General features: G+C 67.3%; 12 protein-coding genes. 6 read left to right on the top strand and 6 right to left on the bottom strand.

Features of this window, described 5'->3' with window-relative positions; translation table 11 throughout:
• Window positions 1-56: 56 nt before the first annotated feature.
• Entirely contained in the window at window positions 57-1,025 is a 969-nt protein-coding gene (locus CCN37_RS00060) for a hypothetical protein (protein ID WP_086818511.1), read from the top strand.
• On the opposite strand, the gene CCN37_RS00055 is transcribed toward CCN37_RS00060, so the two are convergent.
• From CCN37_RS00055 to CCN37_RS00035, 5 genes are all read right to left on the bottom strand, one after another.
• Window positions 1,018-1,824: an NAD(P)H-binding protein gene (locus tag CCN37_RS00055; RefSeq protein WP_086818510.1), complete on the bottom strand. Its 807-nt coding sequence runs from the start codon at window positions 1,822-1,824 to the stop codon at window positions 1,018-1,020. The two genes, CCN37_RS00060 and CCN37_RS00055, sit on opposite strands and share 8 nt — an antisense overlap.
• Window positions 1,825-1,874: 50 nt before the next feature.
• Window positions 1,875-2,627, bottom strand: coding sequence for a class I SAM-dependent methyltransferase (locus tag CCN37_RS00050; RefSeq protein WP_086818509.1), 753 nt, complete (start codon window positions 2,625-2,627; stop codon window positions 1,875-1,877).
• 27 nt (window positions 2,628-2,654) lie between these two features.
• Window positions 2,655-3,905, bottom strand: a complete 1,251-nt coding sequence (locus CCN37_RS00045; RefSeq protein WP_086818508.1) for an FAD-binding oxidoreductase — start codon at window positions 3,903-3,905, stop codon at window positions 2,655-2,657.
• A 71-nt stretch (window positions 3,906-3,976) separates the two neighbouring features.
• On the bottom strand, window positions 3,977-4,351 hold the full coding sequence (locus CCN37_RS00040) for a hypothetical protein (RefSeq protein WP_086818507.1): 375 nt from the start codon (window positions 4,349-4,351) through the stop codon (window positions 3,977-3,979).
• A 57-nt stretch (window positions 4,352-4,408) separates the two neighbouring features.
• On the bottom strand, window positions 4,409-4,783 hold the full coding sequence (locus tag CCN37_RS00035; protein ID WP_086818506.1) for a peptidase inhibitor family I36 protein: 375 nt from the start codon (window positions 4,781-4,783) through the stop codon (window positions 4,409-4,411).
• Window positions 4,784-5,164: 381 nt separating this feature from the next.
• On the opposite strand from CCN37_RS00035, the gene CCN37_RS00030 reads away from it, so the two are divergent.
• From CCN37_RS00030 to CCN37_RS00015, 4 genes are all read left to right on the top strand, one after another.
• A complete protein-coding gene (locus tag CCN37_RS00030; protein ID WP_143261325.1) occupies window positions 5,165-5,530 on the top strand; it encodes a hypothetical protein in 366 nt (121 codons plus the stop codon).
• A 310-nt stretch (window positions 5,531-5,840) separates the two neighbouring features.
• Window positions 5,841-6,206, top strand: a complete 366-nt coding sequence (locus CCN37_RS00025) for a hypothetical protein (protein WP_143261323.1) — start codon at window positions 5,841-5,843, stop codon at window positions 6,204-6,206.
• Window positions 6,207-6,434: 228 nt separating this feature from the next.
• Entirely contained in the window at window positions 6,435-6,782 is a 348-nt protein-coding gene (locus tag CCN37_RS00020; protein WP_143261322.1) for a hypothetical protein, read from the top strand.
• 36 nt (window positions 6,783-6,818) lie between these two features.
• On the top strand, window positions 6,819-7,691 hold the full coding sequence (locus CCN37_RS00015) for a LysR family transcriptional regulator (RefSeq protein ID WP_086818502.1): 873 nt from the start codon (window positions 6,819-6,821) through the stop codon (window positions 7,689-7,691).
• Window positions 7,692-7,772: 81 nt separating this feature from the next.
• Here CCN37_RS00015 and CCN37_RS00010 read toward each other — a convergent pair whose 3' ends face one another.
• A complete protein-coding gene (locus tag CCN37_RS00010) occupies window positions 7,773-11,561 on the bottom strand; it encodes a discoidin domain-containing protein (RefSeq protein WP_086818501.1) in 3,789 nt (1,262 codons plus the stop codon).
• 453 nt (window positions 11,562-12,014) lie between these two features.
• On the opposite strand from CCN37_RS00010, the gene CCN37_RS38780 reads away from it, so the two are divergent.
• Window positions 12,015-12,709, top strand: a 695-nt coding sequence (locus CCN37_RS38780) for a DUF222 domain-containing protein (protein ID WP_143261320.1), incomplete at its 3' end; no start/stop codon positions are given.

Raw genomic sequence — 12,709 nt, 5'->3', positions numbered from 1 at the left:
TTTCGGCGAGCGTCGAAACGGTGGACAGCGGTTGCCCGTGTGGATCTACTGGCCGAATGACCGCCGTCGAGCCCCGCGCTGATCTGACCGCGTCACTGCTGACCGCGGCGTTCCCGGTCGACGGGCTCCACGCCTTCGCCAGCCCTGAGCAGGCGTTAGTGGTCGACGGCCACCTCGCGGGGCAGGTCAGCGAGGAGCTGGCCGACGCCGCGTACGAGGAGGCCGCGCTGACCTCGTCGGTGGCGGTGCACCAGGTCGCGGTGGACCCCGGGTTCCGCGAGGCGGTCGGTGGCGATGACGCGATGCTCGACCGCGCGCTCGGCAACCTCGTCGACTCCGGCGCGGACGGCCCGCGCAACCGCGCCTTCCGCAGGGACGCCGAGTTGGCCGCGAAGTACTGGCAGCGCTACTGCGCGAAAACGGAACTCGGTGCCGTCAGGTACGCCGTCCAGTTCCAGCGGGGCCCGGGCCGGGTGCTCGCGTCCGAGGACAGCACCCTCGTCTTCGGTACCGCGTTCCTGGAGGAACTGGAGCCCGCTTTCGAGGCGGCCGGTCGCCGCGACGGGATCGGCGTGCACCTGTGCGCCGCGAGCCTTGACGAGCTGAACGCGGGCGAGTACCTGGCGGTACTCAATGCGCCCGTGTCCCCGGCCGCCAGCGGTTCGCACACGCCGCGCGCCACCGTGGGCCGCGTGGTGACGCGTCGCGCGGCCTGGCACACCACGATCGCGGAGTGCGGCCTCGCCGAGGTCGTCGGTCCGAAGGGGCGGTACTTCGCCGCGCGGCGGTGGCGGGCCGAACTGGGGCTGCCGGAGCGGGTCTTCGTCACGCTCGCCGCCGACGCCAAGCCGCTGTACGTGGACTTCACCAGCCCGATCTTCACCGCCGTCCTGTGCACGGCGCTGCGGGCGTGCTCGGACCACGGCACCGCGGTGACGATCACCGAGGCGCTGCCGGGGCCCGAGCACGCGTGGGCGCGGGACGCGCAGGGCCACCGCTACGTGTCGGAGCTGCGCATCACCTGAAGGCGTCGGCGTTCTCCGCCGCCCACTGCGCGAACGTGCGCGCCGGTCGGCCGGTGACCTCCTCGATGACCGGGGTGACGGTGTAGGCCTCCTTCGGTGGGTTGGCGTGCCAGCCGAGCACGAAGTCGATGTCCTCCTCCGCGACCCCCTTGGCGCGCATGCGATCCCGGGCTTCGGCCTCGGGCAGCTCGACGAAGCGGATCTGCTTGCCGAGCGCGGCGCTGAGCACGGCCACCTTCTCCGGCACGGTCAGCGCTTCTGGCCCGGTCAGGTCGTACGCCTTGCCCGCGTGGCCGTCCTCGGTCAGCGCCCGCGCGGTGACGGCCGCGATGTCCGCCGGGTGCACGGAAGCGTTGCGCACCTGCGGGTAGACCTCGCGTGCGACGCCTTCCAGGCGCACGGATTCGGCCCACTCCGCCATGTTCGACATGAACTCCATCGGTTGGATGAAGGTCCAGTCCATGCCGCTGGAGCGCACTGCCTCCTCCATGGCACCGGAGAAGCCCGCCCACATCACCGTGACCCGTCGTGCGCCAGCGCGGACGATGGCGTCCACTAGCTCCGAGGCGTTGCCCTCGAAGGGAGTCAGGTGCACCGCGGTCACACCGTCCAGTGCTTCTGCCAAGCCCGCCGGGGCGGCGAGATCGCCCGTGAACACCTTCGCCTCCGGCGGCAGGGCCGCGGTGGCGTTGGCCGGGTTCCTCGTCAGCGCGCGGACCTCGTGCCCGGCGTCGATGAGCTGGCGGACGAGGTGGCGTCCCACCGTCCCCGTCGCGCCGGTCACCAGAACTGCTGTCATGTCGTCCTCCTCGGTCGAGGGCGACGGTAGGAACTCAACTCAGGTTGAGGTCAAGCCTCGCGGCGGGCCTCGATCAGGAATCGCTGCGAGTGGGCCAGGAACGAGCCGTGCTCGGCGATGTGCTCGTGCATCGCCGAGAGCCGGTCGCGGTAGCCCTCGACGGTGAACCCGGGAACCGTCCAGAGCACCTTGCGCAGGAAGTGCACCACCGCGCCGACGTCGAAGAACTCCACGCGCAGCGATTCGTGCCGCAGGTCGGTCACCACGAGCCCGGCCGCCTCGGCCTCCGCCCTGGCCCGGTCGGTGCTCCTGAGCTGGCTGACCGGCTGCGGCCCCATCATGAAGTCGGTCAGCTCGCGGTTCGTGCCCGCGCCGACCTGCTGCGAGAGGTAGCTGCCGCCGGGGCGCAGCACGCGGGCGATCTCCGGCCAGATCGTGACCGTGGGCAGCCTGCTCACGACCAGCTCGAACGAGGCGTCGGGGAACGGCAGCGGCCCCTCATCCGGAGCTTCGAAGACCTTGCCGCCCAAGGGTTCCAGGTTGCGGCGGGCGACGGCGAGGTTCGGCGGCCACGACTCGGTCGCCGCCAGCGCGGCAGGGGCGCGTGGAATGCTCGCCAGCACCTCGCCGCCGCCGGTCTGCACGTCCAGCATCGAGTCCACAGTGGATGATCGTTGGCCGATCAGCTTGGCGTAGCCCCAGGACGGCCGCTCCTCGGTCGCCCTGCCCTCGAACCAGGAGAAGTCCCAGCCGTCGAGCGGGACCGCGTCGCCCTCCGCCACCAGCTCGTCGAACGTCGCCATGCCCGCAGGCTCCCCGAGGGCTGTCGATCACGCAACCCGATTGCGGAGCTCGCGCAGGCGGAGCAGGTCGCCCGGCTCGAACGAGCCCGCTTCGGCGTCGGTGCTGCCGTACACGAAGTTCAACGAGCGACCGATCGTCCATTCGTTCACGGCGTCGAGCACCTTCCGTTGTCCTGTGTGGACACTCGTGGGATCGCCGCCGTCGAACGGCGAGATCACCCGCAGGACGTACTGCGCAGCCCGGTGCCCGACCGCGTTCGGCACCTCCGGCTCGCGGGAGAGCGCCCCGCCGAGGTGGCGAATGTCCACAATGTACTGATCGGCCAGCGCCAGCACGTCGCGCAGCGCGTGCTCGGTCAGCTCCGTGAGCAGCGCGTTGTCGCCGAGGTAGCTGTGCGGGTGGGTCGGGTCGTCGTAGATCGACCCCGCGTCCGCGAACGGCATCTCACCGAGCTTGTCGATCACGCGGGGTCCGAGTGCCCGTAGCGGCGCCACCAACTCGTCGCCGTCCTCGCCGGTGCAGGCGATCCGGACGTGCGCGATGGAGCGCCCGCGCAACGGCTCCGGGAACATCGGCAGGTCCGGCGCGAAGTACACGCCCACCGAGGACGTCAGCCGCTCCGGAACCGTTGCCGTCCAAGCGAGGTAACCGTTCACTGCGTCCGGCACGCGTTCGAGGTCGAAGTACAGCCCGCCGCCGTAGATCGTGCTCACCGGCACCAGGTCGACCTCAATGGCAGTCACCACGCCGAATCCGTCCCGCCCGCCGCGCAACGCCCAGAACAGGTCCGGGTCGCTGTCAGCGGTGACCCGCACCAGCCGCGCATCCGGCGTTGCCACGTCCACGGTTCGCACGTGGTCCGCCGCGAAGCCGAATTCCCTTGCCAGCAAACCAAGTCCGCCACCGAGCGTGTAACCGACCACGCCGACCTCGGGTGCGCTGCCGCTCAGCGGGGCCAGCCCGTGCGGCGCCGCCGCCTCGATCACGTGCCGCCACTGCGCGCCCGCTTCGACCCGTGCGGTACGCCGTTCCGCGTCGACCCGCACTCCGGTCATCCGGCTCGTGGAGATCAGCAGGTGGCCCTCCGCGCTGCCTTCCCGCCCATGTCCGGTGGCCTTGACGGCAACCGTCAAGTGGCGTTCGGCGGCCAGCTCCACCGCCGCGCGCACGTCCTCCGCGCTGGTCGCGGCGATGATCACGGCGGGCCGGTGCTCGAAGGCGGTCTGGAAGCCCGCGCGCTCGGCGTCGTAGGCGGGGTGGTCCGGGGTGATCTCCATGCACCCAGCCTGCGAGCCGCACGACCAGAAGTCCAAGATCTAGTTGGTCTGGCAGTGAGAAGCGTTGGTTATCAGGAGTGGCACTGGAAGCTGTCGGCCTTGTTCGCGGCGAGCGCGTTCACGTACTGGCCGCGTCCGGCCTCGAGCACCACTTCCTTCCCGCCGCTGGCGTAGTAGGAAAAGAGGATGATCCTCCCGGCAGTGGTGACACGGGCGGAGTCGACCCGGTCCCACCACTCCCGCGGCAGGTCCGCGTACTGGTCGCACCTGGTGATCTCATGCCTGGCGCCGGTACCGTCGGCTCCCTCGTAAAGGCAGGCGACAGCACTGCCGGAGCACTCGTAAGAGCCTTCGGCGCCAGCGCTCGGCGCGAGACCGAGGATCGCGCACGCGACAGCGGCCGGGAGCAGCCGCAGTCCGGCGGAACGTGCGGAGAGCTTGAGCATGTGTGTTGCCTTTCGTGGCATTAGAGAGAGTGCCCGGCCGATTCCGGGAAATGGTGGTTATCGGCAGTCGATGATGTCCGCCATGTTCCCGGCGTACGCGTTGACATCCGTTCCGCGAGTGCCTCGAAGCACCAGTTCGCTTCCTCCGGCACCGTTGGGGTAGTAGGACCAGAGCGTGACGTTCGAAGCGTGAACGATCCGGGCGGATTCGATCTTGTCCCACCAGTCGCGACGCAGTTCCACGCGCTGCCCGCACGTCCTGATGTCGAGCCTGGCACCCGTGCCGTTGGGGCCGTCGTAGAGGCAGGCGTAGACATCGCCAGGACAGTCGACGTAAGCGGTGGCTGCGGCGTTGGCGCTCGGTGTGACACCGAGGAGCGCGCATGCCAGGGCGGCCGGGAGTAATCGCATCGCGGCGGAGTGCTTGACCATTGTTTTTGCCTTTCAGTGGATCAGAGGTGGCGACCGGAATCATCGCCGGTGCCCGGCAGGATCACGTTGTTTCCGCAATGTGCGCTGAGTCCATTTGCCTCATCGACCCGAGGTGGTGTCGAGCCGGGCGCCCACGAGATCAGTCGCATCCGCGCAGAATGCGGATAAGGGGTGAGTGATGTCTTCGTGTTTCAAGCAGGCTTGAATGAGGCATGGGGGGAGGCGCGAGGGCAATGCTGCTTCGGGGGTCCCTGCCTGCAGGATCTCATTGAATCCGAAAAATAACTCGCGTTTTCTTGATTTAGTTTTGAGTTGCGGTCAGGACTCTGACCAGTCCAGTGTCATTGGCGTCACATTGTTTCTTCCAAGGAGATGCAAACGATGTCGTTACGTCTGAGTGCCGTTCTGGCCGCCGCTGGTGCCCTTGCCGCCTCCGCTGCCCTCATCCTGCCTGGTCAGGCCGTTGCCGCGACCGGAGAGGTTGGCCAGATGCGCCAGAACCTCGACTGCGGGTTCACCCCGTCCTACACCGCGAGGGACAGGGGCTGGCCCAATGCTGCCCACTACAAGCACTGCTCGCACGACGGCAACTCCGTCTACTTGAAGCTGCACAACACCATCAAGGACGGTTACTTCTGCTCCCGGGCGCATCAGGCCCACGAGGCATCGCAGCTGCCGCTGATCGGTGGCTTCTACGAGCCCATGCACGCCTCGGTTGTCAGTTTCGGGTGCTCTCCCGCTTCGTGAGGCCTTCCAGCTTCCGGTCGATGAGCCTCCTGCGATAAAGCTTTCGACTGGGCACTTCGCCGCGGTCGCCGAGGGGTGAGCTCCTCCGAGGTGGCCGCGGCGAAGTGCTGTCTCGACGTTTCACGCAGGCCTGAATGAGATATTCGATACGCATCAGGTGTAACGGCGTCTCGCCTGGTCGCACCTGCGTGATCGGCACGTTCGTGGAAACCCTTTCGGGATTTCTTGAGTTTCCGTTGAGTTGCGATCGACTCCCCGATCCATCCACTGTCGTTGGCGTCACATCGCTTCAACTGGGGAGATGCAAACGATGTCGGTACGGATTACCGCCATGTCCGCCGCGGTCGCGGCCCTCGCCGCTGCCTCCGCCCTCGCCCTGCCCGGCCAGGCCGGTGCCGCGTCCGGGGGGCAGTTGCAGCCGAAGGAGAACCTCGAGTGCGGGTTCACGCGGTCCTACGTCGCGGAATCCAAGGGTTGGGGGCCTTACCCCCATTACAAGCACTGCTCGGGCGACGGCAAGCCCGTCCTCCTGCTGACGCACGGCAACCTCGGAGCCGAGGGCAACTTCTGCGCCCCTGCGCACCAGGCGGACCAGGCATCGCTGCTGCCGATGATCAACGACGTCTACGAGGTCATGTGGGTCGAGGTCGTCGGCCAGTGCGGCGGGGTCGGCTGACCCGCGACGAAGAATTGTCTCCACGTTTCAATAAGGACTGAAAGAGATATTTGATGTGCCTCTCGTGCAGTAGGGCTCTGGATGCTCCTGCCTGCCGAGATCGTTGCGATCGTGAATCATCTTCCGTGATTTCTTGAGTTGCGATTTCCTTCGCTTTCGGGTCACTGTCGTTGGCGTCACATCGCTTCAACTGGGGAGATGCAAACGATGTCGGTACGGATCACCGCCATGTCCGCCGCAGTCGCGGCCTTGGCTGCTTCCGCCGCTTTTTTCCTGCCCGGCCAGGCCGGTGCCGCGTCCGGGGAGCTGTTGCAGCCGAAGGAGAACCTCGAGTGCGGGTTCACGCGGTCCTACGTCGCGGAATCCAAGGGCTGGGGCCCGAACGCGTACTACAAGAACTGTTCGACCGACGGTAAGAACGTCATCTTGGAGATCCGCAACGCCCTGAAGTTCGGCAGGGCCTGCGCACCACCGCACCAGCCGCACCAAGCGACGCAGTTGCCGTTGATCGACGGCGTCTACGAAGTCATGCAGGCCGTGGTCGTCGGTACCGGCTGTACCCCTGCCTCCGGCTGAACCATGATTGTCCGCCCTGGTCGCTAGCCTGCGGCGATGGAGCTGCGCCAGCTGGAGTACTTCGTCGCGGTCGCTGAGGAAGCGAACTTCACCAAAGCGGCCGCGAGGGAGCACGTCGCCCAGCCCGGGGTGAGCGCGCAGATCCGGCGGCTGGAACGGGAGCTGGGTGAGCAGCTGCTGGACCGGTCGGGGCGAACGGTTCGGCTGACCGAGGTTGGAAAGGCGGTGCTGCCCCACGCCAGGGCAGCGCTCGCCGCCGTGGCAGGGGCGAAGCTCGCGGTGGCGGAACTGGCAGGTCTGCTGCGCGGCAGGGTGGACGTCGGCGTGGTGACGGCCTGCGGCGCGGTGGACCTGCCGTCAGCGATGGCGGACTTCCACGAAGCGCACCCCGGCGTCGAGGTCACGCTCACCGAGGGCAACTCGGCGGACCTGCTCGACGCGGTCCGCGCGGGTGAGCTCGACCTGGCGCTGGTCGGTCTCGCCGGTGCGCCGCCGGAAGGCATCAACACGCACGTCGTGGTTGACGAGCGCCTTGTCGCCGCGGTCGGGCCGGAAGACCCGCTCGCGGAGCACGCGGAGATCACCCTGGGCGAACTCCGCGACCGCGCTCTGATCTGCCTGCCACGAGGAACGGGCGTGCGCGCCTGCCTCGACCAAGCGTGCGCGGCGGCGGGCCTCGTCCCGCGCATCGCCTTCGAGGCCAGCGGACCGATGATGCTGGAGAAGCTGGCGGTGCGCGGGATGGGCGTGGCGATCCTGCCGGGCGCGGCCGGGCCCGGGTTGCGCGCGATCCCGATCGAGCCGGAGCTGCGCAGCACCCTGGAGTTCGCCTGGCGTGCGAACGGGCCGACCGCTCCGGCGGCGCGCGCGTTCGTCGAGCACCTCCGGCGGGCGTTCGCGCCACTGTGAACCACCCCCGCCTGGACCTCTGACCTTCGCGGGGTGGACAAAGGGGAACCCCGTTCCAAACGGAACGGGGTTCCACCTGGTTCAGCGGACGTCGAGGGTGAACGTCGACGTCGTGTTCTTGATGTCCTGGTGGTTGCCGCTCATCCGGAGGTTGGTGAAGCTCGCCGAGCCCACCGCGGGACCCTGGCCGGGCTCGGGCATCTCGTTGACCCAGATGCCGAAACCGGACTTGGCGTCGAAGGCGTCACCGCTCTTGCGCGCCCCCGTGATGGAGACGTTGGTGAACACCGTGTCCGTCACCGGGTTCTCCGGCTGCGAACCGGTGTACTTGGTCTGGAACATGATCCCGCTGTAGGTCGGGTCGACGATGTCCACATCGCTGACCCTGATGTTGCGGAAGGCCTTCGACGCCGAGAACACCCAGATCGCCGGGAAGGTCTGCGCGCCCCAGAAGTGCCCCCCGGTGCGCACCAGTGAGATGTTCTCGAACTTCGTCGGACCGGGGCCGAAGCCGTTCATCGGGTAGCCGAAGTCCAGCGAACTGATCGTGATCCCGGAGTACACCAACGTGTCCGCGACGTAGATGTTGCGGAAGGTGTTGTCGTAGCCGCCGTAGACCGCGATGCTGGCGGCGCGCCAGGTCAGCGTCGAGGACAGGTTCTCGTACACGTTGTTCTTCATGTCCGAGCCGCCCGCGTCGATCGCGGAGAACAGCGCGAAGCTGTCGTCACCGGTCGCCCGCGCGTCGTTGTTGCTGACGAGGTTGTCCGTGCTGCCGTTGGTCATGTTCACCCCGTCGGCGAACATGTTGCGGATACGGGAGTTCTTGATGGTGACGCGATCGGTGTTGGCGCCCCAGTACAGGCACACCATGTGCTCGTTCCAGATGTTGTCGATCACCACGTCGCTGACGTTGGCCAGGTCGAAGACCTTGCCGGGCCCGTCGATCCGCGAGGTGTAGTTGCCGAAGTAGGCGAAGTTCGCGAACGAGGACCCCGCCGCGCTCACGTGGAAACCGACATCGGTGTTGTCCTGCGTGGACGGTGCGTGGAACCGGGTGAACCAGGGACCGGCGCCGATCACCTTGACGGGCTTGCCGTAGACCTGGAACTTGCTCGCCGTCTGGTAGTCACCGGCGGGCAGGTACACGCCGACGAGGTTCCCGGTGGTGTCCATGCGGAACTTGTCGAGCGCGTTCTGCACGTCCTGGTGCCCGAAACCAGTTGGTACCACGTACCTTGCGGGGTCGGGGTTGGCGACCGGGCTGACCTGTTCGGTGTTGACGAAGTCGATCGCGTAGTCCGTGGTGTTCGCGACGTCCTTCTGCAGGCGGATCTTGCTGCCCGCGGCGACGGTGCCGTTGAGCATCACGTTCGCCTCGTCGTAGATGTGCCTCGGCCCGCCAGCGCCGGGGGAGTTGCCCGGACTGGCCTCCGCGCCGTAGAGCCACGCGTACTTCGACGTCAGGGTGATCGCCTTGTGGAAGACGCCGTTCACGTAGAGGTTGAGGGTGGAGTCGATCCCACCACCGCCCGCCGCGTCCGGGATGGAGAAGCGGGTCACCAGCGTGTTGGTGCTGGCCTTGGTGGTCCACTCGACGTAGCTGCCCGTGGACTTCAGCGTCACCGCCCTGCGCCCCGACGCCTCACCGGCGACATCGCCGATCGTCCTGTTGGGACCGACGACCGCGGCACCTCCGCCGACCACGCCGTCCTCGGCCTCGTACATGTCGTAGGGCATGTTCGCACCGCGGCCGACGAAGAACGGTTGTGAGCTGGTGTTGTTGCCGCGCTTGACCGGCAGCTCGTTCGCGTCGTCGGCGACAACGGTCTTCACCGTGTACTTGCCGTTGCCCGCCGTCCACGTGCCGAGGTTCACCGGCGGAGTGCTCGCGCCCGCCGCGATCGCGCCCGTGTGCGAACCGGTGAGCGTGCGCACCACGGCGCCGGTGCTCGCATCGGAGATCGTCAGCGTGACACCGTGCGCGCCCGCCGCCGAGGCCACCGTGCCCTGGTTGCGGATCACCGTGGAGAAGGTGACCTGGTTGCCCGCCGCCGGGTTGTTCGGCGTCCAGCTCAGCGAGCCGGCCAGGTCGGAGCTGGCCACCGGCGTCACCACGAGCTTGGCGGGGTTGACGAAGCCGTTGTTCGCCTCGTTCTGCTCGATGACCTTGTTGTCCTCGTCGACCTTCGCGCTGAGCTGGTACTCCGCCGCGTCGCGCTGGCCGATGTCGGCGGTCACCGTGGCACTCGCCCCGGCATCGAGTCCGTTGAGGGACGCAGTCCCGGCCTTGGTGTCACCGAGGTAGAAGTTCACGCTGCTCGCGCCGGACGCGGCTGTGCCGGTGTTGCGCACGGTCGCGGTCAGCTTCACCGCGTCGGTCTCCACGGGGGAGTTCGGCGTCCACGACAGACCCGAGATGGTCAGGTCCGGGTTGGGCGCGGGCGTTCCGAACACCTGGAACTCGGCGACCTGGCCGCCGGTTGAGCCGGAGTTCGCGGTGATGCGCAGTTGCACGTCCGCGGCTCGGCCGGTGACCGGGATCGTTACGGTGTTGCCGGTTGCCGGGTCGAAGGTGTGCGTGGTCGCGGGGGAGAGACTGGTGAACGCGGTCCCAGATTGTTCCCGGCCGAGTACCTGGAGGGTCTGAGTGCGGCGGGACCACGCGGAGTTCGGGTTGAGTCTGAGCACCACCGAGGACAGGTCCGCGTTCGCGCCGAGCGCGGTCGTCAGCGTGGTGGGGTAACTGTTGGCGTTGCCCTCCCAATAAGTCGCGATGTCGTCGTCGTTGGCATTGGTCGCGACGAACGTGTGGATCACCGATGAGGCGGTGATCGGCTTGCCCAGCGCGAGGTTCGCGCTGCCACTTCCGTTGCGCTGCACCGTGTTGCTGTTCGGCGACTGGTTCCCGGCGGCGTCACGCGCGCGGACGAAGTAGGAGACCGTCGCGCTGTCGGGCTGCGTGTCGGTGTAGCTCAGCGCGGTGACGCTCGTGCGCAGTGTGTTGTTGGCGTACACGTCGTATCCGGTCACGCCGACGTTGTCCGTGGAAGCGTTCCAGGACAAGCGAATCTGGCCCGGTGCTGGCTGACTGTGCGTCAGGTTGCCCGGCGCCGTCGGAGCCTGTGTGTCACCGGTCGCGGGGCCGTGCAGCTCGAACTCGCTCAGCTGCGCGGCGGGCCAGTCGGAGTTCGCGGTGAACTCCAACCGCACGTAGCGGACCGTCGCCGCGTTGAAGCCGATCTCGACGGCTGCTTCTCCGAAGACGTAGTCCTTCGAGGCCATGAGATCGGTGAAGTCCGTGCCGTTGGCGCTGCCGCGAACGCGCAGGGTCTGCGTTCGCTGCTCCCACCCGGAGGGGAGTTTCAGCGCCAGCCGGTTCACTGCCACCGAAGCGCCGAGATCGGCCTGAACCCATTGCGGGAAGGCGTTGTTGGCGCTCTCCCAGTACGTCGCCGCATCCCCGTCGCCGACGTTGCCCGCCGCGTAGGTCTGCGTGGTGCTGCTCGCGGTGAAGGTCGCTGTCAGGGCCTTCGTCTGAGCTTCCTGCACTTCGAGGTCGCCGAGCTTGGCGTCCTTCGCGTTCACGCGCACGAAGCGCGCGGGTGTCGCGGGCAGGTCGATCGTGACGGTGCCGTCTTTGACGGGATGAACGGTTTCCCTCGCCGCGACGGCGAAGCCCGTGCCGTCCTGACTGGTCTCGACGGAGAGCGTGCTCGTCGGTCTGGCGTTGGGCAGCTTGAGGACGAGCTTGCCGATGGAGATCGTCCGGCCGAGGTCGCGTTGGACGGTCTGGCTTGCCGCATGAGCTGGCGGGGGCACTGCCGCGATCGTGGCGAGCAGTGCTGCCAGCAGGGGTAACGCACGCATGTCGCGTTCCTTCCCACTCTGGTTCGGTCACAGGTGGCGGCGAAGGACTGCTAGAAATTGCCAGGAAGTTGTCGAGTTTTTGCGGGTTGCGGGGCAAGAGTTGCAGACATGGTTGGGGTGCGTCAACGTGCGTTCGGGTCGGGCTTGGGTTGGGCTTCCAGCGTGGGGACGGCTGGGATGTGGGCGCGGGGACGGCTGGGCTTCCAGCTCACGCTGGTTCCAGCGTGGGGTCGGCTTGACCTGGGGCCCCTTGCGCGTGCCGTCATTGGCCGGGCGGGCACGGGATGAATCCCGGCCCACGCGGACGAGCGTATGGCACGCGCACCCCAGGTAAAGCCGACCATTCCAGCCGCGCGTTTCGTTAGTCGGGGGTTGCGTTTTTGGCGTTGCGGGCGCCTGGGAATTCACCTCTTAGAGCCATGATCGTCTATTTTATCGGCGTAGAATAGAAGCATGGACCCTGATGTTGTTCTCAAAACAGCGTTCACGGACATAGGCAAGGCCGTAGCTGACTTTTCCGTGACCCTGCTCGACTATATTTCCGATCTTGATCCGCGTGACCGGGAATTCTCTGAAGAGATCCTGATGCGTGAACTGCGGGTGTCGCGAGTGAAGGCAGCCCGGTTGATTGACCGGGCGACGGACTTGACCTCTCGCCCGGGAGTGTTGCGGGCGTTGGCCGAAGGCCGAGTTGACGAGGGCAAAGCGCTCATGATCGTCGATCTGCTCCGGGTTCTCTCGGTGGTGCACGCGGCGGTGGCGGAGGAGGCGTTGCTGGCGCACGCGGAGAAGAACCCGTACTCGACCACCCGCCAGTACGCGGTCCGGTTCATCCACCGCCTCGACCCCACCGCCGCCGAACGCCGGTTCAAGGAGAAGCGCAAGGCGCGGATGGTGGAGAAGATCAACCTGGACGACGGCATGGCCCTGCTCCGCCTGTTGATGTCCGCTCACGATATGGCGCTCGCCTATGACCACATCGACCGCATCGCCAGGTCATTGCCCAAGGACGACCGGACGATGGACCAGAAGCGCTCCGACGTCGCCCGGGACCTGTTGTTGGGCAACGACACTCCCACCCCGCAGGGTCAGACGAAGGTGTACCTGACGATGCCGATCACCTCAGCCCTCGGCTTGACCCAGGACCC

Source organism: Allokutzneria sp. NRRL B-24872 (assembly GCF_002155965.1).
GTDB lineage: Bacteria > Actinomycetota > Actinomycetes > Mycobacteriales > Pseudonocardiaceae > Allokutzneria.
The sequence above is the reverse complement of the archived record's forward strand: the minus strand, read 5'-3'. Positions and strand labels throughout refer to the sequence as shown.